This is a genomic window from Pseudomonas japonica (assembly GCF_900188455.1).
GTDB classification, from domain to species: Bacteria; Pseudomonadota; Gammaproteobacteria; order Pseudomonadales; family Pseudomonadaceae; genus Aquipseudomonas; species Aquipseudomonas japonica.
In genome coordinates, this window is record NZ_FZOL01000039.1 from 12,709 (window position 1) to 37,686 (window position 24,978).

Consider the following 24,978-nt stretch of genomic DNA (forward strand, 5'->3'; position numbering starts at 1 on the left):
TTATTGGGTTGTTGGGCCCGCGTTGCGGGCCTTTGCGACGGTTCAGCGCCCCGACAATCTCGCTCCCACACAAGGTGGGCAGTCGAGGATTGCATCAGTGGGCGGAAGCGGCGGCGGCGCCGAGGCCGGTCTGGGCACGGACGAACTGGTCGTCGAAGGCCTCGCGCTCACGGCTGGCGCGCGCGCTGTTGTCGAGCAGCGAGACCACCACGGTGACCAGGAACGCCAGCGGCATGGAGAACAGCGCCGGGTGGTCGTAGGGGTAGATGGCTTTGGCGTTGCCCAGCACCGTGACCCATACCGCCGGCGACAGGACCACCAGCACCAGGGCGCTGACCAGTCCGGCGAAGCCACCGGCCAGCGCGCCGCGGGTGGTCAGGCCTTTCCAGTACATGGCCATGATCAGCACCGGGAAGTTGGTCGAGGCGGCGATGCCGAAGGTCAGGCCGACGAGGAAGGCGATGTTCTGGTTCTCGAACAGGAAGCCGAGGAAGATCGCCACCAGGCCGAGGCCGACGGTGGCGAAGCGGGTCACGCGCATTTCCTGCTGTTCCGTGGCGGTGCCTTTCTTCAGCACGGTGGCGTAGAGGTCGTGGGAAATCGCCGAGGCGCCGGCCAGGGCCAGGCCGGAGACCACCGCGAGGATGGTGGCGAAGGCCACCGCCGAGAGGAAACCGAGGAACAGGTTGCCGCCCACCGCCTTGGCCAGGTGCATCGCCACCATGTTGCCGCCGCCGATCAGCGCCGCTTTCACATCACCACCGACGAAGAACTGCGGATCGGTGCCGACGATGACGATGGCGGCATAGCCCAGCACCATCACCACGAGGAAGAAGAAACCGATGAAACCGGTGGCGTAGAACACCGATTTGCGTGCTTCCCTGGCGTTCGGCACGGTGAAGAAGCGCATCAGGATATGCGGCAGGCCGGCGATGCCGAAGACCAGGCCGAGAGACAGCGACGCGGCGTTGACCGGGTCGGCCAGCATCGAGCCTGGGCCCATGATGTTGAAACCGTTGGCATGGGCCTCGACCGCACGCGTGGCCAGGGTCTCGAAGCTGAAACCGAACTCGGCCATGGCCAGCAGGGCCAGGGTGCTGCCGCCGACGAGCAGCAGCACGGCCTTGATGATCTGCACCCAGGTGGTGGCGATCATGCCGCCGAAGATCACGTAGACCAGCATCAGCACGCCGACCACCATCACCGCGGTGCGGTAGTCGAGGCCGAACAGCAGCTTGATCAACTGGCCGGCGCCGACCATCTGCACCACCAGGTAGCAGCACACCACGGTCAGCGAGCCGAACGCGGCAAAGGTGCGGATGCGGGTCTGGTCGAGGCGGTAGGAGACGATGTCGGCGAAGGTGAAGCGGCCGAGGTTGCGCAGGCGCTCAGCCATCAGGAAGGTGATGATCGGCCAGCCGACGAAGAACGCCACGGTATAGATGAAGCCGTCATAGCCCTTGGCGAAGACCAGGCTGGACAGGCCCAGCAGGGTTGCCGCGGACATGTAGTCGCCGGCGATCGCCAGGCCGTTCTGGAAGCCGCTGATGCCGCCGCCGGCGGTGTAGAAGTCCGAGGTCGATTGGGTCTGCCGCGCGGCCCACCAGGTGATGGCCAGGGTGCCGAGGACGAAGACGAAGAACATGCCGATGGCATGCAGGTTGATCGGTTGCTTCTCGGCCACGATCGGCGCGGCGAGGGCCAGCGCCGGGGCCAGCAGCAGGGCAGCGAGGCCCAGGATGCGACGGCTCATTTCAGCTCCTCCAGCAGGTCGGCGCTCATGGCGTCGAAGCGCGTGTTGGCATTGCGCACGTACCAGCCGGTGAGCAGCCAGGACAGCACGATCAGCGCCGCCGCCACGGGAATGCCCACGGTCAGTTGGCGACCTTCGGTCAGCGGTGCATGCAGCCAGTGCGGCTGGAACGCCACCACCGCCATGAACAGGTAATAGGCGCCCAGCACCGTGGCGCTGAGGGACCAGGACAGGCGTGCGCGGCTGCGCACCAGAGCGTGGAACTTCGGATTGGCACGGATCCGCGCGCAGCGCTGGGCGTGGGCCAGGTCGGGGGTGCTCATGGGGGGGGGCTCCTTGGATTTTCTTGTGTTTTTTAGGGGTCTGCAGGATTTCGGCGTGCAGGGCGCCATGGCGGCGGGCGCGGCCCGTCACCGGAAAAACAGCGGGATGTGCGTGTGCTCAGTCGCGATGCGGCGACGGGGCGGGGATCGGTGTTCGCAAGAGGCTGCGGCGATGGCGTGCGCGAATCCGCAAAGGACGCGCGGACGGACTGCTGGCGGCGAGAACTGGTATCGACATGTGTGGCACCCGGCGGCTGATTGTTAGCTCTTGATGTTTGCCGCGTCCTTGTCGAGAGGATGCGGCGCAGATGGCTCCGGGGGCTTTATATAACAGTCCTGTCTTGATATGGAAGTAATACCTGTGTTGTATAGTATTTTTACTATATTTATTCGGTTGTTTTTTGGGGTTTCTGTCCGCTTTCAGGCTGCTTAATGGATTAGTTACCAGATGGACCGCTTTGCGGTCCTTCGCGAGCAAGCTTGCTCCCACGATGTCCGCGTCGACTGGAGCCTTGTGGGAGCGAGCTTGCTCGCGAAGGGCCGCAAAGCGGCCCCGGCGATTCAACCGAGCTGTGCCAAGCGCGTCATCAATCCCTCTGCCTCCTCATGCAACGCCGCGCAAAACGCCTCGACGAACACCGACGACGGGCGAAACTCCGGCCGGATCAGCATCACCCGATAGGGAATCGATACCGCCAGCCGCCGCACCTGCAGGCCGCGCCCGTTCTCCTGCAAGGCGCTGAGCGGGTTGATGATCGCCACCCCCAGGCCTTCGCGCACCATGGCGCAGACCGAGGCGGCGTTGGTGGTTTCGATCACCGTATGCCGCTCCACGCCGGCCTCGCGGAAATGTTCGTCGAGGCGCTGACGGTAGATATCGCGCCCGGCCAGGTTGATGAAGGCCACACCCTGGAAGTCCGCCATCGCCAGGCGCTCGCGTTGCAGCAACGGGTGCCCGTCCGGCAGCACGCAGCGCATGTCGGCGCTGAACAGCGGTTCGCCGCGGGTGCCGCGCGGCACCTGCTCGCCTTCGGTCAGGCCGAGGTCATGGCGCTGGGCGCTGAGGGATTCCTCCAGCAGCGGCGATTCCTGGGCGCTGATGCACAGGCCGATGCCGCTCTGCTGGAGCTGGAAGCGCTTGCACACCCGTGGCAGCAGGGTCTGGGAGAACAGCGGCAGGCAGGTCAGGTCCAGTTGGCCATGCTCGAAACGACGAATCGATTCCACCAGGCTGTTGATCCGCTCCAGGCCGACGTAGGAACGCTCCACTTCCTCCAGCAGCATCAGCGCCTGGGCGGTGGGCAGCAGGCGCCCGCCCTGGCGCTCGAACAGCTTCAGGCCGGTGAGGCTTTCCAGGCGCGCCAGCTCGCGGCTCAGGGTCGGCTGCGAGGTGAACAGCAGGCGCGCCGCGCCGGTGACGCTGCCGGCCAGCATGATGGCGCGAAACACTTCGATATGGCGGACGGAGAGACTCATCGAGAGGAACCTGAGCGGGGAAGGGTGGCATATCAGAACTGAATGGACTGAAAAAGAATAGATATTTTTCTGAATGATCGCCCTTCGGCATCATGGTGGTCTTCCCACTTTTCGCAGGACCTTTTCCCGCCATGACCACGCCATCCGCCCTGGCCGCCGCCGCGCAACAGTTCCCGACGCCATTCTGGACCTACGACGCCGCCATCATCCGTGAGCGCATCCAGCGCCTGGCCTGCTTCGACGTGGTGCGCTTCGCCCAGAAAGCCTGCTCCAACCTGCATGTCCTGCGCCTGATGCGCGAACACGGCGTGCGCGTCGACGCGGTGTCCCTGGGCGAGCTGGAGCGTGCGCTGCTGGCCGGCTACAGCCCGGAAGGCGATCCGGCCGGGGTGGTCCTGACCTGCGACCTGCTGGATCAGCCGACCCTGCGCCGGGTGGTGGAACTGAAGGTCGAGGTCAACTGCGGCTCCATCGACATGCTGCGCCAGCTGGGCGAGCACTCGCCGGGCCATCGCGTGTGGCTGCGGATCAACCCGGGCTTCGGCTACGGCCATAGCCGCAAGACCAACACCGGTGGCGAGAACAGCAAGCACGGTATCTGGCACGAGGAGGTCGGCGATGCCCTGGCCGTGATTCGTCAGTACGGCTTGCACCTGGTGGGCATCCACATGCATATCGGCTCGGGCGTCGATTACGGCCACCTGGCCCAGGTGGGCGGGGCGATGGTCGCCACCGTCAAGTCGCTGGACCACGATATCGAGGCCTTCTCCATCGGTGGCGGCCTGTCCACGCCGTACCGCGAGGGTGACGTGGCGGTGGATGTGCAGCGCTACGCCAGTACCTGGCAGCAGGCGCGGGAAGAGATCGAGGCATTCCTTGCGCATCCGGTGCGCATGGAGATCGAGCCGGGGCGTTTCCTGGTGGCTGAATCGGGGCGCTTGGTGACCGAGGTGCGTGCGGTGAAGCGCGCGGGCAGCCGTCAGTTCGTGCTGGTGGATGCCGGTTTCAACGACCTGATGCGTCCGGCCATGTATGGCGCCTATCACCACATGAGCGTGCTGGAGGCGGCGGATCGCGTCGAAGTGGAATGTGTGGTGGGCGGGCCGCTGTGCGAGTCGGGCGACGTGTTCACCCAGGACGACCAGGGCCTGGTGCCGCGCCTGCTGCCGCAGCCGCGGGTCGGCGATCTGCTGGTGATGCATGACACCGGCGCCTATGGCGCGTCGATGTCGTCCAACTACAACAGCCGGCCGCTGCTGGCCGAGGTGCTGCTGGATGGTGAAGAAATTCGCCTGATTCGTCGGGCGCAGCCGTTGGCGGATCTGCTGGCGCTGGAACAGGGGCTGTAATCCCGGATCTTCATTGCGGCTGATGGCCCCATCGCCGGCAACGCCGGCTCCCACAGTGATCGCGTGCACCGCAGGTCTTGTGGGAGCCGGCGTTGCCGGCGATGAGGCCATCAGCAACGGCACACAATCAGAATTCCCACTCCCGCGCCTGCACCACCTGACAGAACGCCCCCGCCAGCGTCCCGTTGTGATGCGCCACGATCGCCTCCGCGCTCAACCCCGGCGTATCCGAACAGGTATGCCCATCCGCCACCAGCACCGCCGGGAACCCCAGGTAGCCCGCCGCGCGACAGGTGCTGTCCACGCAGTACTGGGTCTTCATCCCGGCGATCACCACTCCCGTCGCCGCGCATTCGTGAAGCATCTCCACCAGTCCGGTGCCGACGAAGGCATTCGGCCGTCGCTTCTCGAACACTCGCTCGCTGCCGTCCAGGCGCAGTTCCGGGATCAACCGCGTGAGCGCACTGTCCGGCGCCAGCGGCGAGCCTTCCGGCCCCACGTGACGTGCCAGGAACACCGGCGCGCCGGCGGCATGGGCCTTGTCCAGCAGGGTATTCACTGCGTCCAGCATGAGGTCGCCACGCCACGGTTTCTCCGCGCCGTGAAACAGGCCGACCTGCAGATCGAGAATCAAGAGTGCATGCATGGGTGTCGCTCCTTGTGATGAGCCAGCGACACGGGACAACGAAAAAGGCCCCGTCCATCGCTGGCGGGGCCTTTCGGGTCTGGCTTCAGCAGCTCAGGAACACCCGCGCACCCCGCCGTTGGCGGTGGTCGTGGTGGTGGTCGAGGTGCTGCGGAAAAGGTTCATGGGGCTGAAGTTAGCGTTGTCGGCAGGGTAATGGCAAGTCTGTCTTTCGCTGGGCACCTGATATTTCTGTCAGTTGTGCCGGTGCCCGGCGCCCCCTAGATTGAACACGCGCAGTTCGGCATCGCCGCCGATGAAAGCCCCCGGGTGAAGCTGCCACCGCGAGGCTTTCTTCGCTCCTGTCGGGAACGAAGCATCCCATCGCTGGCAGCGCTGCACGGGAGTCTGACTCATGGACATCAAAACACTCGCCCGCCTGTGGGGCATCGACGAGCACAGCGTGGTCGAACACAAGCAACTGGTGGGCGCCGATTACCTGGTCATCGACCTGAAACACGAGCCGACCTTGGCCCGCCAGTTCAAGGCGGACACCACCGGACTGCCCGATGGGGATGTCTTCCAGACGGATTACTTCGTGAATGGCGAGAAAAAGACGTTTGCTCCGGATCATGTCGAAAAGTACCGTGAGCTGAACTGGTCCGACGCCGACAACGGGGAGGAGATTGTACCGGGTTGGGTGTTCCGGATCAGCTCCTATCCCCCCAACAGTGTCTATGGCTCGGTACGCGATTTCCTTGGGTTCTTCTCGTTCGACTTCCAGGACGGGACCTACGACTTGTCTACCGAACTGAGCAGCCCCTTCGACCGGCCAATGATCCGCTATTCGCTTGGCTATCTGGTGGAAGGAGACCAGCTACGCACGATCAGCGCGTCCGTGGCAGCAGGCGAGACCGAGGTTCACCACGTACCGGTGAGTGAGGACCAGATGCGTCTGTCCGCAGCATTCTCGAACGTGGTCTTCCACATGCCCAACTGCCGCGAATACCTGCCACAGGCGCCGGACCACGCATTCGACGTCGAGTTGCAGATTGGCTTCTACGAGTTCACGGGGGACGTGTAGATCCGCTAGCGACCCGGGCGCTTTGTGTCCGGGTCGCTACCCGGCGGTACTTTGCTCAAGCAACCAGGCGCTGAAGGTTTCCAGTGCCGTGGACGGTTGCCCCGGCCGGCTGACCAGCACATAGCGCTCGCTCAACGGCTGAGCGTGCGGCCACGGCGCGCACAGCCGTCCCCCGTGCAGATCCTCCTCGACATACAGGCGCGGCACCAGTGCCATGCCCATCCCCGCCCGCGCCGCGTCGATTAGCAGGGAGAAGCGGTCGTAGCGCGGACCGCTGTCGGCGCTGGGCAACGCGATACCGCTGTGCCGTGCGTAGGCCGTCCATTGTTCACCGTCTTCATACTTGTGCAGCAACGGCATCCGAGCAGGTTCGCGTCCGGCCAGATCGGGATGGCACACCGCGAGCAGCGGGGCCTGGAACAAGGGCTGGACGTGTAATCCGGCCCATGCGGGATGCTCGATATTGATCGCCGCATGCAGCTCGCTGTCAGCGAGATCGAAGGGTTCGGTGCGTTCGCGCAGGTTGACCCGGATCCCGGGATGGCGCTGGTGAAACTGCGCCATGCGCGGGATCAGCCAGCGACTGGCGAAGGTCGGGATCACGCCGATTTCCAGGGGCGCATCGACCCGGGATTCGGCCTGCAACTGGCGGGTCTTGCGCTCGATCAGGTCGAGGGCTTCGCGCATGTCGGCGGCGTAGCGTGCGCCGGGTTCGGTCAGTTCGACGCGGTTGCCGACGCGGTGGAACAGACGCACGTCGAGCTGGCTTTCCAGCTTGGCGATCTGCCGGCTGATGGCACCTTCGCTGACGGACAGTTCCTGCGCCGCGCGAGCGAAACTCTGGTGTCGGGCGGCGGCTTCGAGGGCGAGCAGGGCAGTGGTGCCGGGGAGACGTCGTGTCACGAAAAGCAATCCTTGCCGAGGGGGCGACAGGATGACGCACTGGCAAGCTGCCTTGCAAAAAATTCGGTAACGCTCGTGGGAAGGGGATCAATAGCATGTCGGCTCGAATGACAAAGGAGTGATGAGCCACATGAGGACGATCGATCGGGTGTTGCTGGGGGCCGGCCTGTTGATTCCGTTCTGGCTGTTTTTCGGGGTGCTGCTGACCGCCAGCCAGTTCCCGGGCTACAGCCATGTCGATCTGGCCATGAGTCAGTTGGGGGCGGTGGGGGCACCGACCCATGATTGGTCGCCATGGGTGAACAACCTGCCACTGGGGCTGTTGTTCGTGCTTTGCGCGCTGGGGCTGCTGCGGCGTTTCCGTGGTTCGGGGCTGGCGGCGATGAGTGCGCTGCTGGTGTTGGTGCATGGTCTGGCGAGCATCGGCGCCGGGATCTTTCCCTGCGACCAGGGCTGCCTGCCGGTGGAACCGTCGCTGGCGCAGAAGCTGCACAACCTGTCGGGGCTGGTGATGTTCGTTTCGCTGATCCTGGCCAGCGTGTTGTGGATCTTCCTTGGCAGGCGCCAGCTCGGTTCGGTCGGCTTTGCGCGGTTCTCGTTGCTCTGTGTGTTGCTGTCGCTGGTCACGGTTGGCCTGATGGCCGGGGCCATGGAGAGCGGCCATGGCTTCGGTCTGTACCAGCGTCTCAACTATGGCGTGGCGGTGGTCTGGCTGGCGGTGCTGGCCTGGTTCGGGCAACGGGAGTCGGGCGCGCTGGCGTGAAGGTAGCGGGGCCATCGGGCATCGTGCCATCATGTAATAACATTGCATTTTTTGAGCGAGTCGTCCTTGCGCATGTCCGTCCCACCTTCCTCCCGTCTTCACTCCATCGACGCCCTGCGCGGGCTGGTCATCCTGTTCATGTTGCTGGACCACGTCCGCGAGACCTTCTACCTGCACATGCAGGTAAGCGATCCGATGGACGTGGCCCAGACCGACCCGGCGCTGTTTCTCAGTCGCACCCTGGCGCACCTGTGCGCGCCGGTGTTCATCCTGCTCACCGGCCTGTCGGCGTTTCTCTACGGCGAGAAGCATGAGGGCAGGGCGGCGGTATCGAGTTTCCTGTTCAAGCGCGGGCTGTTCCTGGTGGTGCTGGAGTTCACCCTGGTGAATTTCGCCTGGACCTTCCAGCTGCCGCCGAGCGTGATCTACCTGCAGGTGATCTGGGCCATCGGCCTGAGCATGCTCTCGCTCGCCGGGTTGATCTGGTTGCCGCGGGCGTTGCTGGTGGGCCTTGGTGTGGTGCTGGTGGCGGGGCACAACCTGCTGGATGGCCTGCACTTCCCGGTGGAGTCGGTGCTGCATGTGCCGTGGGCGGTGCTGCATGACCGGGGCTGGATCGAAGTGTCCGAGGGGGTGCGCTTGCGCACGTCGTATCCGCTGCTGCCGTGGATCGGAGTGATCGCCCTGGGGTATGCGATGGGGCCATGGTTCGCCCGGGCCAGCGAGGCCGGGCAGCGGCGTCGTCGGTTGTTGCTGACGGCGGGCTCGGTGCTTGGCTTGTTCTTTTTCCTGCGTCTGCTCAATGGCTATGGCGAGAAACCTTGGGTCAGTGGCGAGACGGCGGTGCAGACGCTGATGAGCTTCTTCAACATCACCAAGTATCCGCCGTCGTTGTTGTTCCTCGCCTTGACCCTGGGGATCGGTCTGTTGCTGCTGGTGCGGTTCGAGCGCGGCAACGACGGGCGGGTGGTGCGCTGGCTGGCGGTGTTCGGTGCGGCGCCGATGTTCTTCTACCTGCTGCATCTGTATGTGCTGAAGCTGCTGTACCTGGTGGCGGTGGCGCTGTGGGGGACCAACCATGGGCAGTATTTCGGCTTCGATTCGGTGGGTGCGATGTGGCTGGGGGCGGTGCTGCTGGCGCTGGGGTTGTACCTGCCGGTGCGCTGGTTCGCGCGGTTGAAGGCGCGGCGGCGGGATGTCGTGTGGTTGAAGTATCTGTGATCCATGACTGCCAACATCAGCGTCCTGGCGTATCCGAACAGGTATGCCTGTCCGCCCCAGCACCGCTACCTGACAGTTCTGTCAGGTGTTGGCACAAGCATTTGGGTCATAGACTGGCCAGGCGAAATACGGCGATCTCGCCGTGGAACACGGGGCAACGTGACCCCCGCCACTGCAACCTGCTCAGGATAATCACCATGGATATCAATCTTCTTGCCCGCATGTCAGGCGTCAACGTGAAAAGCGTCCTTGAACATACGCAGGTGAGCAGCACCACGCATATTTTGCGGGTCGATCTGAAAAACGAGCCAGAATTGCGTCGCGCTATCGAGGCGGGATCGTCAGGGAAAAGGCAACTGCCCGATGGCGACAGGTTCGAAACCAGCGCACTTTTCGAGGGTAAGCCCCACCCGTTCGTTGCCAAATGGATGGACAAGACGCGCTCAGACAATTTCGGGGATGAGAGCGGCGTTCTGCCTGCGTGGATCCTCGGCGCGGAAACCTATTCACCGGAGAGCTTGTTCTCCGTATTGGTGGAGCGGATCAACTTCACGGTTTTCGACCGGCATAGCGGTGCGGTACATGACCTGTCCACGCCCAATGACCATTGGCACCGCCCTTGGTTGGGACTGGAGCTGGGAGTCCTCAGCAACGTGGGTGAAGTGAACCTCATCACGACCCTGGCCACTTCCGGATTCATCGAGATCAATCATGACTTCGATGGTGAAAACAGCATGCATCTGGCAGGTGCATTTTCCAACGTGCGTTTCAATGTGGAGAACCTGAACCAGTGGATCCCGACGGCGCCGAATGCTGAGTTCACGGTCGAGCTCACCAGTGGTTTCTACGCCCTCAGCGGTAAATGGTGACGCTGCTATCGATCAGAGACGGTTTCGAGTGGCCACCTGCTGGACGTATCCGGTGCAACCGGCTGTCGGCCAAGGTTTCGACCCCTACCAGCGTCTCAACTCCGTGTCGCCGTGGCCTGGCTGAGCCGCGACGACACGGCCCTCCATCCATCACCTCCTTGATCGCGAGCAGACTTGGTGATAGCTTTGTGCTCACATTGAGCCAATTTTGGCTCAATTGATCGATATTAGTCTCGAATGGTCATGTCCGTACGCTTGGCTGGAAATGCCTGGCCATGGTTTCGAAAGAACCATTGCGCTCAGTTGGACATACCCGGGAACACCAATCACCGAGGAAATGGAAATGTTCTTACGCACCGTCGTCACCGCACTCGTGTTTGTCAGCATGCCGCTGATGGCCTCTGCAAACGAGTTGCCCACGGGCAAGGAAATCATGGAAAGAAATCAGTCACAGATACAGAACAACCTGGATGACGCGGACTACAAGCGCAAACTCGTGGTCAAGAACAATATGGGTCTTGAAGGTGCGGAGAACGAGACGTTCTGGCCGATCTACAACACTTACCGGGCAGAGGCCGTAAAGATCAATAAAAAGACCCTGGAAGCGATGATCGATTACGGCCAGGCGTATGACAAAGGCTATGTGACCGACGAACTCGCCACTGACTTGCTCAATCGCATCTACGTCCTTCAGGAAGATCACATCGAACTGCGTGAAAAGTACACGCGTCGCCTTGCCGATAAAGTCTCGCCCAAGCGTGCCATGCGCTTCCTGCAGATCGAGACGCAGTTGGATGCGATGCAGGAAATCGAGGTCAGCCGAAGAGTGCCGCTGGTGGAATAGTGTTCCCCCTGGCGCCCCTGCGATTGGTGAGGGGCGCCGGACTGGCGCCCCGGTAAGTCCGCTCCTGTACCGAATGCGCTGCCCGAGAATGTTGCATACAGCTACGAAATTCCCTCTATTTCCGACTTTTATGTAGGCAATTTCCCAATCATACTTCCGCGCCTCGTTTGTCGTTGCGCTCCAGGAAATCCGCTCCTAGTCTTCGCCGGTCGCTGCACCTCAGCGATCAGGTTTGGTCACCTGAGATATGTGGAGCATGAGCGCATCTGCTGCTGTCATGGCGGCTGTGCGTGGGGCGCCTTCGGGTGCGCCGGGTAATGCTCCTAGATCCCCGGTTGACCAATCCACGTACAGTCGCCACCCAAATCGTTTGGTCACGTTCTGGATGGCGATCCCATCAGTCATAAGGAGCGTCGACATGATCAAACCGGTTCCCGATCCACCTCGCACCGCCCACACCCACTTCGCCACCTGCAACGGCAGCCATCCACCCTTGTTCGCCGTCTGCGAGGGCGCCCGGATGGAAGATGCTCTCGTGCACCTGAGCCTGTCCCTCGCCTCGGCCTGGGAAACCAACTTCCAGGTCTGCGAGTCAGCTAGCAAGCCGATACAAGGCCTCGCCTGGGCGACCCAGCATTCGCTGGAGATCTGCCAGGCGCTGGTGGAGTCGCTGTTGAAGAGACCTCAGCAGAAATGAAAAAGGCCGCCGGGATCGCCCGGCGGCCTTTTTGGTCAGGTGGCGTTCGTATCAGAACGCCAGCTTGTACCCGATCAGCAAGAGCATCGCCGCCAGACAAGGCCGCAACACCGAATCCGAAATCTTCCCGGTCAGATGGCTGCCGATATAGATCCCCGGCAACGACCCCAGCAGCAGATAACCCAGCAGCGACCAGTCCATATTGCCCATGCTGGCGTGGCCCAGGCCGGCGACCAGGGTCAGTGGCACGGCGTGGGCGATCTCGGTGCCCACCAGGCGGCGAGTCACCAGGTACGGATAGAGCAGGAACAGCGCCACGGTACCCAGCGCACCCGCGCCGATGGACGTCAGCGAAACCATCACGCCGAGCACCACGCCGGTGATCACGGTCAGGATATTCAGGCTGCGCCCGCTGAGGTGATAGCGGTCGCCGGCATGCTTGCTGGCGAAGGCCTGCAGGCGCGATTTGAACAGGATCGCCAGGGCCGTGAGGATCAGCACCACCGCCAGGCCTTGCTTGATGATCGCGTTGAGCGCCGCGGTGTCGGTGTGCAGGGTGCTGAGGAACCACAGGGTCGCCGCCGCCGCGGGCACGCTGCCCAGCGCCAGCCAGCCGGTGATGGCCCAGTCGATGTTCTTCTGCTTGCCGTGGACCCAGACGCCACTGGCCTTGGTGATGGCCGCGTAGAGCAGGTCGGTGCCCACCGCGGTGGCGGGGTTGATACCGAACCAGAGCAGGATCGGGGTCATCAGCGAACCGCCGCCGACGCCGGTCATGCCGACGATGAATCCTACAACCAGACCAGCAATGGTGAAGCCAAACGAACCTACATCCATACGTTACCTGACACGCTCTTGATCGACGGGGCCGGCGCAGCATAACGGATGTTTTTATGCCCAAATATATTTGTATCGAATTAGCTTATAACCGATATCGATTCTGTCTATGCACGGGGAGTGGTCGGGTCATGTGTGGGGTGCATTGAATCGACCCGTTTACGTCGGCGCCCCGTAGGAGCTGGCTTGCCTGCGAAAGGACCGCGCAGCGGTCCCATGGATCTCACTGGATGGCCCAAATCGGGACCGCTGCGCGGTCCTTTCGCAGGCAAGCCAGCTCCTACGGGGGGGCGCGGTCGTGGCGATTTTTACGGTTTCTTTATGCCCTGGGCTTTACCCCGATCTCGCCCCTTTACGCCTCTTCGCCAGAGAATTTTCCTACGCGGCAACCGGCCGCTGGACGGAGATTTCTGATGAACATTCTGGACGGGGTGTCACTGCTGCTGGCAGTGGCGTTGTTCGTGTACCTGATGGTAGCGCTGCTGCGCGCCGATCGCGGCTAGGAGCGGCCATGCACAGTTACGATTACGCATTGCTGCTGGCGTTCTTCGCCCTGGTGCTGTTGCCGGCGCCATGGCTGGGGCGTTTCTACTACAAGGTGATGGAAGGCCAGCGCACCTGGCTGAGCCCCGTACTTCGCCCGGTGGAGCGCGGCTGCTACCGCATCGCCGGGGTCGAGGCCGACAAGGAGCAGAACTGGAAGCAGTACGCCCTGGCCCTGCTGGTGTTCAACCTCGCCGGCTTCCTGTTCCTGTTCGCTGTGCTGCGCCTGCAGGCGTACCTGCCGCTGAACCCGCAGCACCTGCCCGGCCAGGAATGGTCGCTGGCGTTCAACACCGCGGTCAGTTTCATGACCAACACCAACTGGCAGTCCTACAGCGGTGAAGCCTCGCTCAGCTACCTGAGCCAGATGCTCGGCCTGACCGTGCAGAACTTCGTCAGCGCCGCCACCGGCCTGGCTGTGCTGGTCGCCCTGTGCCGCGGCATTTCCCGGCGCAGCGCCGGGACCCTGGGCAACTTCTGGGTCGACATGACCCGCGCCACCCTCTACGGCCTGCTGCCGCTGTGCCTGGTGCTGGCGCTGCTGCTGGTCTGGCAGGGCGTTCCGCAGACCCTCAGCGACTACGTGCATGCCGTCACCCTGCAGGGCGCCGACCAGGTGATCCCGCTCGGCCCGGCCGCCAGCCAGATTGCGATCAAGCAACTGGGCACCAACGGCGGTGGCTTCTTCGGCGTCAACTCGGCGCATCCGTTCGAGAACCCGACGGCCTGGAGCAACCTCTTCGAAGTGGCCTCGATCATCCTGATCCCGGTGGCCCTGGTGTTCACCTTCGGCCATTACGTCAAGGACATGCGCCAGAGTCGCGCGATTATCGCCGGCATGCTCGCCCTGTTCCTCATCGGCGGCGCCACCGCGCTGTGGTCCGAGCACCAGCCCAACCCGGCGCTGGACAATCCGCAGGTGCAACAGGGCGCTCCGCTGGAAGGCAAGGAAAGTCGTTTCGGCACCACCGGCAGCGTGCTCTGGACGGTGACCACAACCGCCGCTTCCAATGGCTCGGTGAACGCCATGCACGACAGCCTCAACCCGCTCACCGGGATGGTCGCGCTGGTCAACATGATGGTCGGCGAGGTGATCTTCGGCGGTGTCGGCGCCGGCCTCTACGGCATGCTCCTGAACGTGCTGATCGCGGTGTTCCTCGCCGGCCTGATGATCGGGCGCACCCCGGAGTACCTCGGCAAGAAACTCCAGGCGCGGGAAGTGCAACTGCTGGTGGCGACCCTGCTGGTGATGCCGGTCGGCGTGCTGATCCTCGGCGCCCTGGCCACGGCGCTGCCAGGCCCGGCGGCGAGCGTGAGCAACCCCGGCGCCCATGGTTTCAGCCAGTTGCTCTACGCCTACACCTCGGCCAGCGCCAACAACGGTTCGGCGTTCGCCGGCCTCGGCGCCAACACCACCTTCCACAACCTGATGATCGGCCTGGGCATGCTCATCGGTCGCTTCGGCTACATCCTCCCGGTGCTGGCCCTGGCCGGCAGCCTGGCGCTGAAAAAGACCGCACCGGTGGGCCAGGCCAGCTTCCCGACCCACGGGCCGCTGTTCGTCAGCCTGCTGGTGGTCACCATCCTGCTGGTGGGTGGCCTGACGTTCCTCCCGGCCCTGGCCCTTGGCCCGATCGCCGAACACCTGAGCCTGGTCCTGCAAGGAGTCACTCCATGAACATGCCGATTCGCGATGTGAAAACGGCAAGCGGCACTACCGTCAAGACCTCGTTCGCCGCGCTGTGGAAACCGGCGCTGGTACAGGCCTTCGTCAAGCTCGACCCGCGCCAGCTCAAGCGCGCCCCGGTGATGCTGGTGGTGGAGCTGACCGCGATCTTCACCACCGTGCTCTGCCTGCTGCCCGACAGCGCGGTACCCACCGCCGTCGCGGTGCAGATCGCCCTGTGGCTGTGGTTCACCGTGCTCTTCGCCAACTTCGCCGAGGCCCTCGCCGAAGGCCGCGGCAAGGCTCGCGCCGACAGCCTCAAGGCCGGCAACCAGGGGCTGAGCGCACGCCGCCGCACGGCGTCCGGGGCGTTCGAAACGGTAGCTGCCACCGCCCTGCGCAAGGGCGACGTGGTGCGCGTCGATGCCGGCGAGATGATCCCTGGCGACGGCGAGGTGATCGAAGGCATCGCCGCGGTCAACGAAGCGGCCATCACCGGTGAATCGGCACCGGTGATCCGTGAGTCCGGCGGTGATCGCTCGGCGGTCACCGGCAGTACCCGGCTGGTGTCCGACTGGCTGCTGGTACGCATCACCAGCAATCCCGGCGAGTCGACCCTCGACCGCATGATCGCCCTGGTGGAAGGCGCCAAGCGGCAGAAGACGCCCAACGAGATCGCCCTGGACATCCTGCTGATCGGCCTGACCCTGATCTTCCTGGTGGTGGTGGTGACCCTGCAGCCGTTCGCTCATTTCGCTGGCGGCGCGATCCCCCTGGTGTTCCTCGTCGCCCTGCTGGTGACGCTGATCCCGACCACCATCGGCGGCCTGCTCTCGGCCATCGGCATCGCCGGCATGGATCGCCTGGTGCGCCTCAACGTCATCGCCCGTTCCGGTCGCGCGGTGGAAGCGGCCGGCGACGTGCATGTGCTGATGCTCGACAAGACCGGCACCATCACCTTCGGCAACCGCCGCTGCAGCGCGGTGCATGCGGCGCCGGGCATCACCGCCCGGGAACTGGGCGAGGGTGCCTTGCTCGCCTCGCTGGCCGACGACACCGCCGAGGGCAAGTCGATCGTCGAGTTCCTGCGTCAGTTGCACGACTTCGCCGAGCCCGCGGCCAGCCAGCTGGTGCCGGTGGCGTTCAGCGCCGAGACCCGCCTGTCCGGCGTCGACTTCGGCCCGCGCCGCTACCGCAAGGGCGCGGTGGATTCGCTGCTGGCGTTCGTCGGCATGCAGCGCAACGACATGCCCGCGCCGCTGGCCCGCGAAGTGGACAAGATCGCCCAGAGCGGCGGCACGCCCCTGCTGGTCTGCGTGGACAAGCGCCTGCTTGGCGTCATCCACCTCAAGGACGTGGTCAAGCCGGGCATCCGCGAACGCTTCGCCGAGCTGCGCAAGCTGGGCATCCGCACGGTCATGGTCACCGGCGACAATCCGCTGACCGCCGCCGCCATCGCCGCCGAGGCCGGGGTCGACGACGTGCTCGCCGAGGCCACGCCGGAGAAGAAACTGGCGCGGATCCGCCAGGAACAGGACGAAGGCCGCCTGGTCGCCATGTGCGGCGACGGCGCCAACGACGCCCCGGCACTGGCCCAGGCCGATGTCGGCATGGCCATGAACGACGGCACCCAGGCGGCGCGCGAGGCGGCCAACATGGTCGATCTGGACAGCGACCCGACCAAGCTGCTGGACGTGGTCCAGGTCGGCAAGGAACTGCTGGTGACCCGTGGCGCGCTGACCACCTTCTCCATCGCCAACGACGTGGCCAAGTACTTCGCCATCCTCCCCGCGCTGTTCGCCGCGATCTATCCGCAACTGGGCGTGCTCAACCTGATGCAACTGGCCAGCCCGCAGAGCGCCATCGTCTCGGCGATCGTGTTCAACGCCCTGATCATCGTCGTGCTGATCCCCCTGGCCCTGCGCGGGGTGCGGGTCAAGGCCGCCAGCGCGGCCCATCTGCTGCGGCGCAACCTGCTGATCTACGGCCTCGGCGGCCTGCTGGTGCCGTTCGCCGGGATCAAACTGATCGACCTGCTGCTCAACGCCCTGCAACTGGTGTGAACTGGAGAACCTGAACATGACTACCTCTCTTCGTCCGGCCCTGAGCCTGCTGTTGCTGATGACCCTGGTGACCGGCGTGGTCTATCCGCTGGCGGTCACCGGCATCGCCCAGGTGGCCTTCCCGGACCAGGCCAATGGCAGCCTGCTGCGCGACGACCAGGGCCAGGTGCGCGGCTCGCGCCTGATTGCCCAGCCGTTCAGCGGTGAGGCCTGGTTCCAGTCGCGCCCTTCGGCCGCTGACTACGCCACGGTGTCCAGTGGCGCGAGCAACCTGGCGCCGAGCAACCCAGCCCTGGCCAAGCGCATCGGTGACAGTGCCGCGGCCTTGTACGAGCAGGCCGGGGGGCCGGTGCCGCTGGCGCTGTTGACCACCTCCGGCAGCGGGCTCGATCCGCATCTGTCGCCGGCGGCGGTGGCCTACCAGTTGCCGCGGGTGGCCGCGGCGCGACAAATCTCGCCGCAGGCGTTGCAAGGCCTGGTCGAGCAGTCCACCCTGCAACCGCTGGTGGGGCCGCCGGTGGTGAATGTCCTGATGCTCAACGCGGCCCTCGACCGCCTCGCACCGCTCTCGAAATAAGGAAACTTCCAGACCATGAGTGATTCCCAGCGCGCCGATGCGTTGTTGGCCGAGCTGCCGCGCCAGGGGCGCGGCCGGCTCAAGGTGTTTCTCGGCGCGGCGCCGGGCGTGGGCAAGACCTACGCGATGCTGCAGGCTGCCCACACCCGCTTGCGCCATGGCGTGAAGGTGCTGGCCGGGGTGGTCGAGACCCACGGTCGCAGCGAGACCGAGGCCTTGCTCGGCGGTATCCCGCAGCAGCCACTGGTGCGCTCGGAGTACCGTGGCGTGATGCTCGAGGAGATGGACCTGGACGGCCTGCTCAAGGCTGCCCCGGAACTGACCCTGGTCGACGAACTGGCCCACAGCAATGCCCCCGGCAGCCGTCACGCCAAGCGCTGGCAGGACGTGCAGGAACTGCTGGCGGCCGGCATCGACGTCTACACCACGGTCAACGTCCAGCACCTGGAAAGCCTCAACGACCATGTACGCGGCATCACTGGCGTGCAGGTCCGCGAGACCCTGCCGGACTGGGTCCTGCAGGAAGCCTTCGAGCTGGTCCTGATCGACCTGCCGCCGCGCGAACTGCTGGAGCGTCTGCGCGACGGCAAGGTCTACGTGCCGGAGCAGGCGCGGGCGGCGATCGATGCCTTCTTCACCCAGACCAACCTCACCGCCCTGCGCGAGCTGGCGATGCAGACCGCGGCGGCCCAGGTGGATGCCGACCTGGCCCATGGTTACCGGACGTTAGGCCAGGACGCACCGGCCCTGCGCGGACGCCTGCTGGTCGGGGTGGACGGCGATGCCCAGGCCGAGCGCCTGGTGCGCCATGCCAGCCGCGTCGCCCAGCGTCGTCATCTGCCGTGGAGCCTGGTCCATGTGGACAACGGCAAGCTGCGCGACGAAACCGCGCGCCAGCGTTTGCAGGCGGCCCAGCAACTGGCCGAGCGCCTGGGCGGCGAGGTGGTGGTGCTGCGCGCCGGGGAGGTGGCGCGCACGTTGCTCCAGCATGCCGCCGAGCGCCGTGCCAGCCTGGTGCTGGTCGGGCAATCGCGCGATCGCCTGCGCCGGCGGCTGTTCGGCGCCGGGGTGGCGACACGCCTGCTGCGCGAGGCCCATGGCCTGGAAATCAACGTCCTCGACCGTGACGAGCAGCCGGAGCCAGCCCGCGCGGCCGCGCCCCGCGAATGGGTCTGGCGCCATTACGCCCTGGCCCTGGCCGCGACCGTGCTGGCCACCGCGCTGGCCTCGGCGGTGGCGCGGGTCATGGACCTGCCGAACATCTCCCTGGTATTCCTCGCCGCCGTGCTGCTGGTGGCGGTGCGCAGCAGTATCGGCCCGGCCCTGGCCTGCGCGGCGCTGTCGTTCCTGACCTATGACTTCCTGTTCATCCCGCCGAATTTTTCCTTCGCCATCCAGCGCGAGGAGGACGTGCTGACCTCGCTGTTCTTCCTGCTGATGGCGGTGCTCACCGGTAATCTCGCGGCGCGTCAGCGGCGCCAGCTCAAGGCGCTGCGCGAGACCCAGGAACAGACCGGGCAACTGCTCGAACTGAGCCGTCGCCTGACCGCCGCCACCGACCGCCAGGCGGTGCTCAGCGCCGCCGGACAGCATCTGGAGAACTGGCCGCAGGTGCAGGCCTGCCTGCTCGATCGTGATGCCGAAGGGCGCCTGCAGGTGGCCTTCGGTGGTGACCTGCAGTTCAGCGACAACGAGCGCGCCGCCGCCGAGTGGGCCTGGCAGCACGACCAGGAAGCCGGGCAGGGCAGCGACACCCTGCCCAACGGGCGCTGGTGGTGGTGGCCGTTGTCGGCGGAGGAGGGGCCGCTGGCGCTGCTCGGTGTGCGCGCCCGTGATGACGACAGCCTGCCCGCGCAGCGCCGGCGCCTGCTCAAGTCGCTGAGCCAGCCGCTGGCCCAGGCGCTGGCCCGGGCGCGCCTGGTCGATCAGCTGGAAGCGGCGCGCCTGCATGGCGAAACCGAACAACTGCGCAGCGCCTTGCTCGCCTCGGTCTCCCATGACCTGCGTACGCCGCTGACCGCCATGCGCGGCAGCATCGACAGCCTGTTGGCCCTGGGCGACGCGATCCCCGCGGAGGACCGCCGCGAACTGCTGGAAGGCACCCGCGACGAGGCCGAACGCCTCGACCGCTACATCCAGAACCTGCTGGACATGACCCGTCTGGGCCACGGCGGCCTCAAGCTGGCGCGGGACTGGGTGGCGCCGGCGGACATCGTCGGCAGTGCGTTGAATCGTCTGCGCGTGGTGCTGGCGCCGTTGCAACTGCATACCGAGGTCCCGGCCGAGCTGCCGTTGCTGTATGTGCATGCGGCGCTGATCGAGCAGGCGTTGATCAATGTGCTGGAGAATGCCGCGCGCTTCTCGCCGCCCAACGGGCAACTGGAACTGCGCGTCGCGGTCGAGGACACCCAGTTGTGCTTCGCCGTCGCCGACGAAGGCCCGGGCATTGCCGTGGCGGATCGCGAACGCATCTTCGACATGTTCTACACCGCCGCCCGCGGCGATCGCGGCGGCCAGGGCACCGGCCTCGGCCTGGCCATCTGCCGCGGCATGATCGGCGCCCACGGCGGGCATATCCAGGTGGCGGACGGGCTCGGTGGTCGTGGCACCTGCATCACACTATGCTTGCCGCTTCCGGCCCAACCCGAACTGGACAGCGAGACCCCATGAGCCAGACCGCGACCCTGCTGGTCATCGACGACGAACCGCAGATCCGCAAATTCCTCCGCATCAGCCTGGCCTCCCAGGGCTACAAGGTGCTGGAGGCCGGGAGTGGAGCCGAGGGGCTGAGCCAGGCGGCCTTGTCGCGTCCCGACCTGGTGGTGCTCGACCTCGGCCTGCCGGACATGGACGGCCAGGAGGTGCTGCGCGAGTTGCGCGAGTGGAGCGCGGTGCCGGTGATGGTCCTGTCGGTGCGCGCCAGCGAGGCGCAGAAGGTCCAGGCCCTGGATGGCGGGGCCAACGACTACGTGACCAAGCCGTTCGGCATCCAGGAGTTTCTCGCCCGGGTGCGTGCCTTGCTGCGCCAGGTGCCGCAGGCGAGCACGGCGCAGGCGGCGTTGAGCTTCGGGCCGCTGACGGTGGACCTGGCCTACCGGCGGGTGCTGCTGGATGGCCAGGAAGTGGCTTTGACCCGCAAGGAATACGCGCTGCTGGCGCAACTGGCGCGGCATCCGGGACGGGTGATCACCCAGCAGCAGTTGCTCAAGGACATCTGGGGGCCGACCCATGTGGACGACAGTCACTACCTGCGCATCGTCGTGGCGCATGTGCGGCAGAAGCTGGGGGATGATCCGACGGCGCCGCGCTTCATCGTCACCGAACCGGGGGTGGGGTATCGCTTGATCGGGCAGGATCAGGTCTAGCCGGAAATCCTTTTTGACCTTCAGGGCCTCATCGCGGGCAACGCCCGCTCCCACAAGGGTCACATGCACCGCCGAACCCTGTGGGAGCGGGCATTGCCCGCGATGGGAGCGACGCGGATACCGGGCCGATCAGCGCTTCTCGCCTTCATGGTTGTCCAGCGTATCCCGGGCAATCTCCCGCCCCAGGGCGATCAGCTCCGGCGCCTTGTAGAACTCGAAGAACCGGCACACCCGCTTCGGCACGTTGATCAGCACATCCGGCGGATAGCCGGCGATCTTGTACTGCGCCAGGGACGTCTGCATCACCTCGAAACTCTGGTTGATCAGGTCCAGCAACGACGCCGGCCCGACGTTGTCGACGATGAACGAGCCGGTGGCCGAGCGCGGCGCGCCATCGCTCTCCGGCGCCGCCGACGGCTGCTGCGCCTTGGGGCTGGCGGCATCGGCCAGCCACGGATTGGGCACCGGCACGGCTTCGCCGACCAGTCCCTGCTCCAGCGCCAGTTCCTTTTCCAGTCCCAGCAGCACCTCGGCCTGCTTGCGCCGGAACGGCAGGCGCGAGCCCAACGAATTGATCAGGCTGTCGAAGCGCAGCTTGAACGCCGCCGGCCGCTCGATCACCGGCAGCACGTACTGCTTCTGGTTGGTGGCGTTGAGGTTGACCGCGATGATCAGGTCGCAGTGGCTGGACACCACCGGAATGATCGGCAGCGGGTTGAGGATGCCGCCATCCACCAGGGTCCGGTTGCCCTGGACCACCGGGGTGAACAGACTGGGAATCGCCGCCGAGGCCCGCATGGCCTGGTGCAGGCAGCCTTCCTGAAACCAGATTTCCTGCTGGTTGGTGAGGTCGGTGGCCACCGCGGTGTAGGGAATGCGCAACTGCTCGATATTGATTTCGCCGACGATCTTGCGGATCTGTCCGAAGACCTTGTCGCCGCGCATCGCACCGAGGCGGAAACTCACATCCACCAGGCGCAGCACGTCGAGGTAGTCCAGGCTTTCGATCCAGTTGCGGTAGTCCTTCAGCTTGCCGGCGGCATAGATCCCGCCGATCACCGCGCCCATGGAGCAGCCGGCGATACAGGCGATCTCGTAGCCGCGCCGCTCGATTTCCTCGATCACGCCGATATGCGCATACCCCCGGGCACCGCCCGAGCCCAACACCAGTGCCACGCGCTTGTTCATGATTGCGTTCCCGCGTCGATCCCCGTCCGATGCCCTGAGAATGCACCCGTTGACCGTCGCGCTTCAATCGCCGAGAGCGCTGGGCTACGCTGGTTATGGCACTTTTCCTGGCGTCTGTCGTCGAAAAGGCCGACACGATTTATTCTCTTTTCGAGGTAACACAGATGAAAGCCTGGATTTCCCTGCCCTTGATCGTCCTGGCCCTGGCCGGCTGCGCGGGCAAGACGGCCTATCGTGACAGTTGCGGCTCCCAGCTCGACGCAGCCTGGAAGGAGCTCGACCTGGCCAAGGCCGAAGGTTTCGCCGGGACCGTCAGTTACTCCAAGGCCCTGTCGCTGTTGACCGGGGCCAAGACCCAGCAGCAGTTCGAAGCCTTCGAAGGCTGCACCCGCAAGGCCGAGAAGGCCCGGTTCTATATTCGCGAGTCGCGTGCCGGCCGCTGAGGAGTGAGGTAGTGCCATGTCGAAAATGTTCGATCACGTAGTCGCCGAGGTACTCGGTCTTCAGGTGCGCTTGATGGCGTGCCAGGCGCGTCTGGCGCAGAACACCGACAGCGAGGCCCTGCACGATCTGCGTACCACGGTGCGACGCCTGCGCAGCCTGTTGCGGCCGCTGCGCGGCCTGCCCGGGGTCGATCAGCTGGAGGGCGCGGCCAAGGCCATCGGCGACATGACCACGCCGCTGCGTGATCGCGAGGTGCTCGCCGAGCAGTTGTTCGAGCGTCACCAGGACGAGGCGGGGCAGCGTCGTCTCGCTGGCGAGGGGGTGGTTTTCGCCTCGGTGGCGGCGAGCACGCAGTTGCAGAAATTGCTGGCGGTGATCGATGCCTTTCCGCACTTCCTCCGATCCATCCAGCAGCAGGAGCTGGTGCCGGACCTCGGCAAGCGCATCGACAAGCGCCTGAACAAGCAATGGAAGCAGATCGTCGAGGCGGTGCACGATCCGGCCCACGACCGCCATCGTCTGCGCTTGCTGATCAAGCGGGCGCGCTACGGCGCCGAAGCCTATCCGCAGTTGAGCCGTATCGGGAAGTCGATGCGCGCCGAGCTCAAGCGCGCCCAGGACGACCTCGGGCACTGGCATGACCTTCTGCAGTGGCTGACCCAGGCCGAGAAACAGGCCGACCTGGCGCCGTTGGTTGCCGAGTGGCAGCAGCAGTTGGTGAAGGCCGAACGGCAGTCGGACAAGACCCTGGCCAGGCTGCTCAAGCACATCGACGCGCGCTGACTGACGGACCTTGCATACGCTCTTGTAGGAGCTGGCTTGCCTGCGAAGGACCGCAAAGCGGTCCCAGACTTCAGCGTTGTCGGGGACCGCTGCACGGTCCTTCGCAGGCAAGCCAGCTCCTACAAGAGCGTATCGATGACTGATCGGCATCAAACTTGGCAGTTATGCGTCCTGCCGGGCCTGAGTTGTCCTCTTAAGATCGTAGGACTTTTCCGCAGGACGAGGTCCGCATGAATTTTTCCCAATTGCTCACTGCCGTCCGCCAGCGCCCGCACGAGGTGGTGATTCCCGCCGAATGGGCGCAGGGGCGTGCCTGTTTCGGCGGCCTGATGGCGGCGCTGGTGTACGAAGCCATGCACGCGCGGGTGTCGCCGGAGCGTCCTGTGCGATCCCTGGCGATCACCTTCGTCGGTCCGGCCGAGCCCAATGTGCCGATCAGTTTCGAAGTGGAGCTGCTGCGCGAGGGCAAGGCTGTCAGTTCCCTGCTGGGACGGGCGGTGCAGAATGGCCAGACGGTGACCCTGGTGCAGGGCAGCTTCGGCGCCGGACGCAGCTCGGTGGTCGATGTGCCGGCGCTGCCGGCGGTGGAGATGAAGAGCCTGGAGCAATCCAGTTCGGAGCTGCCGTTCATTCCCGGCGTTACCCCGGAGTACACCCGGCACCTGGCGATGCGCTGGGGTATCGGCGCCTTGCCGTTCACCAACACGCCGGGGCGCCGCATGGGCGGCTGGGTGCGCTTGCGTGATGCGGTGGAAGAGCCGGTGACCGAGGCGCACCTGCTGGCGCTGGTCGATGCCTGGCCGCCGGCGCTGATGCCGTACCTGAGCAAACCGGCGGCGGGCAGCACCCTGACCTGGACCATCGAGTTCGTCCAGCCGGTGGCCAGCCTGAGCACCCTGGACTGGTGTCAGTACTGCGCCGAGATCGAACATGCCCGCGACGGTTACGGCCACACCGCGGCGGGCATGTGGAATGCCGCCGGCGAGCTGCTGGCGATCAGCCGGCAGACGGTGACGGTGTTCGCCTGAGCCTCAGCGGTGCCGGTGGCGTTCGCGCCAGGCGCGCCACCAGGCACCGCTGAACAGAAAGCGCGGAAAGGTGATGAACTGCTCGGTGAGCAGGCGCTTCACCGCATCCTGGCGATCGCTGAACGGCTCCGGCTGTTCGGCTTCCAGGCGATGGCCGTGCTTCTGCAGGGCCAACCCGGCGAACAGGCCGATCACACCCACGGCGATCTGCCCCAGGTCCAGCCCGAACACCCCCGACAACACCAGCAGCGTACCGACGATGAACAGCGGCACGGCGATCAGGTGCAGCACCAGATTGGTCGGGTTGCGGTGGTTGTCGGGGTAGCCACGCCACTGCCAGGCGGGGAGGTTGGGCAGGCGTTTGCTCATGGGCGGGATCCTCAGACTTTTATGAAAATGCATGTCTGAAGAGTAGTTGTGCGGCGTAGGACGGGCCAATTGAGGGGATTGATTGGGGGCATAGGTGTGTCAGTTGCGGCCTCATCGCGGGCAACGCCCGCTCCCAGTGTGCCCGGCATGGGCCAAAATCAGTCACCTGAAAGCGGTGACCAGACTGAGTGACGATAACTGTAGTGAA

At 65.1% G+C, this 24,978-nt stretch carries 24 protein-coding genes; 16 read left to right on the forward strand and 8 right to left on the reverse strand.

The annotated features are described in order from the left end of the window. Window positions 1–94: 94 nt before the first annotated feature. The 3 genes from CHB99_RS28280 to CHB99_RS28290 form a co-directional block, all read right to left on the reverse strand. On the reverse strand, window positions 95–1,753 hold the full coding sequence (locus CHB99_RS28280) for a cation acetate symporter (protein WP_042128882.1): 1,659 nt from the start codon (window positions 1,751–1,753) through the stop codon (window positions 95–97). After that, a complete protein-coding gene (locus CHB99_RS28285; protein WP_042128884.1) occupies window positions 1,750–2,076 on the reverse strand; it encodes a DUF485 domain-containing protein in 327 nt (108 codons plus the stop codon). Before CHB99_RS28285 ends, CHB99_RS28280 begins: the two co-directional genes overlap by 4 nt. 561 nt (window positions 2,077–2,637) lie before the next feature. Continuing rightward, the gene (locus CHB99_RS28290; RefSeq protein WP_042128885.1) at window positions 2,638–3,552 is read right to left on the reverse strand and encodes a LysR family transcriptional regulator; all 915 of its coding nucleotides are present in this window, start codon (window positions 3,550–3,552) and stop codon (window positions 2,638–2,640) included. Window positions 3,553–3,683: 131 nt separating this feature from the next. On the opposite strand from CHB99_RS28290, the gene lysA reads away from it, so the two are divergent. Beyond that, window positions 3,684–4,901 (forward strand): diaminopimelate decarboxylase, encoded by a 1,218-nt coding sequence (lysA, locus tag CHB99_RS28295; RefSeq protein ID WP_042128887.1) that lies wholly within the window; start codon window positions 3,684–3,686, stop codon window positions 4,899–4,901. A gap of 127 nt (window positions 4,902–5,028) precedes the next feature. Here the strand turns inward: lysA and CHB99_RS28300 are convergent, their stop codons facing one another. Next, window positions 5,029–5,547, reverse strand: coding sequence for an isochorismatase family protein (locus CHB99_RS28300; RefSeq protein WP_042128889.1), 519 nt, complete (start codon window positions 5,545–5,547; stop codon window positions 5,029–5,031). Window positions 5,548–5,941: 394 nt separating this feature from the next. Here CHB99_RS28300 and CHB99_RS28310 point away from each other — a divergent pair, with 394 nt between their 5' ends. Next, entirely contained in the window at window positions 5,942–6,610 is a 669-nt protein-coding gene (locus CHB99_RS28310) for a hypothetical protein (RefSeq protein ID WP_042128894.1), read from the forward strand. Between the two features lie 36 nt (window positions 6,611–6,646). Here the strand turns inward: CHB99_RS28310 and CHB99_RS28315 are convergent, their stop codons facing one another. Then, window positions 6,647–7,513, reverse strand: coding sequence for a LysR substrate-binding domain-containing protein (locus tag CHB99_RS28315; RefSeq protein ID WP_042128896.1), 867 nt, complete (start codon window positions 7,511–7,513; stop codon window positions 6,647–6,649). A gap of 130 nt (window positions 7,514–7,643) precedes the next feature. On the opposite strand from CHB99_RS28315, the gene CHB99_RS28320 reads away from it, so the two are divergent. The 5 genes from CHB99_RS28320 to CHB99_RS28340 all read left to right on the forward strand — a co-directional run bounded on the left by CHB99_RS28320 (window position 7,644) and on the right by CHB99_RS28340 (window position 11,907). After that, on the forward strand, window positions 7,644–8,276 hold the full coding sequence (locus tag CHB99_RS28320) for a DUF998 domain-containing protein (protein ID WP_042128898.1): 633 nt from the start codon (window positions 7,644–7,646) through the stop codon (window positions 8,274–8,276). A 72-nt stretch (window positions 8,277–8,348) separates the two neighbouring features. Beyond that, window positions 8,349–9,497 carry an acetyltransferase domain-containing protein gene (locus CHB99_RS28325; protein WP_042128900.1) on the forward strand — a complete coding sequence of 383 codons (1,149 nt, stop codon included), beginning with the start codon at window positions 8,349–8,351 and terminating at the stop codon, window positions 9,495–9,497. Window positions 9,498–9,694: 197 nt separating this feature from the next. Further along, window positions 9,695–10,366 (forward strand): hypothetical protein, encoded by a 672-nt coding sequence (locus tag CHB99_RS28330; RefSeq protein WP_042128901.1) that lies wholly within the window; start codon window positions 9,695–9,697, stop codon window positions 10,364–10,366. A 343-nt stretch (window positions 10,367–10,709) separates the two neighbouring features. Beyond that, window positions 10,710–11,210: a hypothetical protein gene (locus CHB99_RS28335; RefSeq protein WP_042128903.1), complete on the forward strand. Its 501-nt coding sequence runs from the start codon at window positions 10,710–10,712 to the stop codon at window positions 11,208–11,210. A gap of 418 nt (window positions 11,211–11,628) precedes the next feature. Then, window positions 11,629–11,907 (forward strand): hypothetical protein, encoded by a 279-nt coding sequence (locus CHB99_RS28340; RefSeq protein ID WP_042128905.1) that lies wholly within the window; start codon window positions 11,629–11,631, stop codon window positions 11,905–11,907. Between the two features lie 51 nt (window positions 11,908–11,958). Here the strand turns inward: CHB99_RS28340 and CHB99_RS28345 are convergent, their stop codons facing one another. Further along, window positions 11,959–12,744 (reverse strand): sulfite exporter TauE/SafE family protein, encoded by a 786-nt coding sequence (locus tag CHB99_RS28345; protein ID WP_042128907.1) that lies wholly within the window; start codon window positions 12,742–12,744, stop codon window positions 11,959–11,961. A gap of 413 nt (window positions 12,745–13,157) precedes the next feature. Between CHB99_RS28345 and kdpF the strand changes: the two genes are divergently transcribed. The 6 genes from kdpF to CHB99_RS28375 are packed head-to-tail and all read left to right on the forward strand — an operon-like array spanning window position 13,158 to window position 20,958. Continuing rightward, on the forward strand, window positions 13,158–13,247 hold the full coding sequence (gene kdpF / locus CHB99_RS28350; RefSeq protein WP_042128909.1) for a K(+)-transporting ATPase subunit F: 90 nt from the start codon (window positions 13,158–13,160) through the stop codon (window positions 13,245–13,247). A gap of 8 nt (window positions 13,248–13,255) precedes the next feature. Then, window positions 13,256–14,965, forward strand: a complete 1,710-nt coding sequence (gene kdpA / locus CHB99_RS28355; protein WP_042128911.1) for a potassium-transporting ATPase subunit KdpA — start codon at window positions 13,256–13,258, stop codon at window positions 14,963–14,965. Further along, complete coding sequence (gene kdpB, locus CHB99_RS28360) at window positions 14,962–17,016, forward strand: potassium-transporting ATPase subunit KdpB (protein WP_042128912.1); 2,055 nt, start codon at window positions 14,962–14,964, stop codon at window positions 17,014–17,016. Before kdpA ends, kdpB begins: the two co-directional genes overlap by 4 nt. A 16-nt stretch (window positions 17,017–17,032) precedes the next feature. Further along, complete coding sequence (gene kdpC, locus CHB99_RS28365; protein WP_042128913.1) at window positions 17,033–17,593, forward strand: potassium-transporting ATPase subunit KdpC; 561 nt, start codon at window positions 17,033–17,035, stop codon at window positions 17,591–17,593. A gap of 15 nt (window positions 17,594–17,608) precedes the next feature. After that, a complete protein-coding gene (locus CHB99_RS28370) occupies window positions 17,609–20,263 on the forward strand; it encodes a sensor histidine kinase (RefSeq protein WP_042128915.1) in 2,655 nt (884 codons plus the stop codon). Continuing rightward, window positions 20,260–20,958, forward strand: a complete 699-nt coding sequence (locus CHB99_RS28375) for a response regulator (RefSeq protein WP_042128917.1) — start codon at window positions 20,260–20,262, stop codon at window positions 20,956–20,958. Before CHB99_RS28370 ends, CHB99_RS28375 begins: the two co-directional genes overlap by 4 nt. Window positions 20,959–21,087: 129 nt before the next feature. Here CHB99_RS28375 and CHB99_RS28380 read toward each other — a convergent pair whose 3' ends face one another. Further along, the gene (locus tag CHB99_RS28380; RefSeq protein WP_042128919.1) at window positions 21,088–22,146 is read right to left on the reverse strand and encodes a patatin-like phospholipase family protein; all 1,059 of its coding nucleotides are present in this window, start codon (window positions 22,144–22,146) and stop codon (window positions 21,088–21,090) included. A gap of 164 nt (window positions 22,147–22,310) precedes the next feature. On the opposite strand from CHB99_RS28380, the gene CHB99_RS28385 reads away from it, so the two are divergent. The 3 genes from CHB99_RS28385 (at window position 22,311) to CHB99_RS28395 (ending at window position 24,401) form a co-directional block, all read left to right on the forward strand. Further along, window positions 22,311–22,589, forward strand: a complete 279-nt coding sequence (locus CHB99_RS28385; protein ID WP_042128921.1) for a hypothetical protein — start codon at window positions 22,311–22,313, stop codon at window positions 22,587–22,589. Between the two features lie 16 nt (window positions 22,590–22,605). Beyond that, on the forward strand, window positions 22,606–23,373 hold the full coding sequence (locus tag CHB99_RS28390; protein ID WP_042128922.1) for a CHAD domain-containing protein: 768 nt from the start codon (window positions 22,606–22,608) through the stop codon (window positions 23,371–23,373). A gap of 230 nt (window positions 23,374–23,603) precedes the next feature. Further along, window positions 23,604–24,401, forward strand: coding sequence for an acyl-CoA thioesterase (locus tag CHB99_RS28395; RefSeq protein ID WP_042128924.1), 798 nt, complete (start codon window positions 23,604–23,606; stop codon window positions 24,399–24,401). Between the two features lie 3 nt (window positions 24,402–24,404). Here CHB99_RS28395 and CHB99_RS28400 read toward each other — a convergent pair whose 3' ends face one another. Then, a complete protein-coding gene (locus CHB99_RS28400; protein ID WP_042128926.1) occupies window positions 24,405–24,770 on the reverse strand; it encodes a DUF962 domain-containing protein in 366 nt (121 codons plus the stop codon). Window positions 24,771–24,978: the final 208 nt, after the last annotated feature.

Coding starts and splice junctions, on each gene's coding strand:
- CHB99_RS28280 (WP_042128882.1), bottom strand. CDS start 1,753: ATGAGCCGTCGCATCCTGGGCCTCGCTGCCCTGCTGCTGGCCCCGGCG.
- CHB99_RS28285 (WP_042128884.1), bottom strand. CDS start 2,076: ATGAGCACCCCCGACCTGGCCCACGCCCAGCGCTGCGCGCGGATCCGT.
- CHB99_RS28290 (WP_042128885.1), bottom strand. CDS start 3,552: ATGAGTCTCTCCGTCCGCCATATCGAAGTGTTTCGCGCCATCATGCTG.
- lysA (WP_042128887.1), top strand. CDS start 3,684: ATGACCACGCCATCCGCCCTGGCCGCCGCCGCGCAACAGTTCCCGACG.
- CHB99_RS28300 (WP_042128889.1), bottom strand. CDS start 5,547: ATGCATGCACTCTTGATTCTCGATCTGCAGGTCGGCCTGTTTCACGGC.
- CHB99_RS28310 (WP_042128894.1), top strand. CDS start 5,942: ATGGACATCAAAACACTCGCCCGCCTGTGGGGCATCGACGAGCACAGC.
- CHB99_RS28320 (WP_042128898.1), top strand. CDS start 7,644: ATGAGGACGATCGATCGGGTGTTGCTGGGGGCCGGCCTGTTGATTCCG.
- CHB99_RS28325 (WP_042128900.1), top strand. CDS start 8,349: ATGTCCGTCCCACCTTCCTCCCGTCTTCACTCCATCGACGCCCTGCGC.
- CHB99_RS28330 (WP_042128901.1), top strand. CDS start 9,695: ATGGATATCAATCTTCTTGCCCGCATGTCAGGCGTCAACGTGAAAAGC.
- CHB99_RS28335 (WP_042128903.1), top strand. CDS start 10,710: ATGTTCTTACGCACCGTCGTCACCGCACTCGTGTTTGTCAGCATGCCG.
- CHB99_RS28340 (WP_042128905.1), top strand. CDS start 11,629: ATGATCAAACCGGTTCCCGATCCACCTCGCACCGCCCACACCCACTTC.
- CHB99_RS28345 (WP_042128907.1), bottom strand. CDS start 12,744: ATGGATGTAGGTTCGTTTGGCTTCACCATTGCTGGTCTGGTTGTAGGA.
- kdpF (WP_042128909.1), top strand. CDS start 13,158: ATGAACATTCTGGACGGGGTGTCACTGCTGCTGGCAGTGGCGTTGTTC.
- kdpA (WP_042128911.1), top strand. CDS start 13,256: ATGCACAGTTACGATTACGCATTGCTGCTGGCGTTCTTCGCCCTGGTG.
- kdpB (WP_042128912.1), top strand. CDS start 14,962: ATGAACATGCCGATTCGCGATGTGAAAACGGCAAGCGGCACTACCGTC.
- kdpC (WP_042128913.1), top strand. CDS start 17,033: ATGACTACCTCTCTTCGTCCGGCCCTGAGCCTGCTGTTGCTGATGACC.
- CHB99_RS28370 (WP_042128915.1), top strand. CDS start 17,609: ATGAGTGATTCCCAGCGCGCCGATGCGTTGTTGGCCGAGCTGCCGCGC.
- CHB99_RS28375 (WP_042128917.1), top strand. CDS start 20,260: ATGAGCCAGACCGCGACCCTGCTGGTCATCGACGACGAACCGCAGATC.
- CHB99_RS28380 (WP_042128919.1), bottom strand. CDS start 22,146: ATGAACAAGCGCGTGGCACTGGTGTTGGGCTCGGGCGGTGCCCGGGGG.
- CHB99_RS28385 (WP_042128921.1), top strand. CDS start 22,311: ATGAAAGCCTGGATTTCCCTGCCCTTGATCGTCCTGGCCCTGGCCGGC.
- CHB99_RS28390 (WP_042128922.1), top strand. CDS start 22,606: ATGTCGAAAATGTTCGATCACGTAGTCGCCGAGGTACTCGGTCTTCAG.
- CHB99_RS28395 (WP_042128924.1), top strand. CDS start 23,604: ATGAATTTTTCCCAATTGCTCACTGCCGTCCGCCAGCGCCCGCACGAG.
- CHB99_RS28400 (WP_042128926.1), bottom strand. CDS start 24,770: ATGAGCAAACGCCTGCCCAACCTCCCCGCCTGGCAGTGGCGTGGCTAC.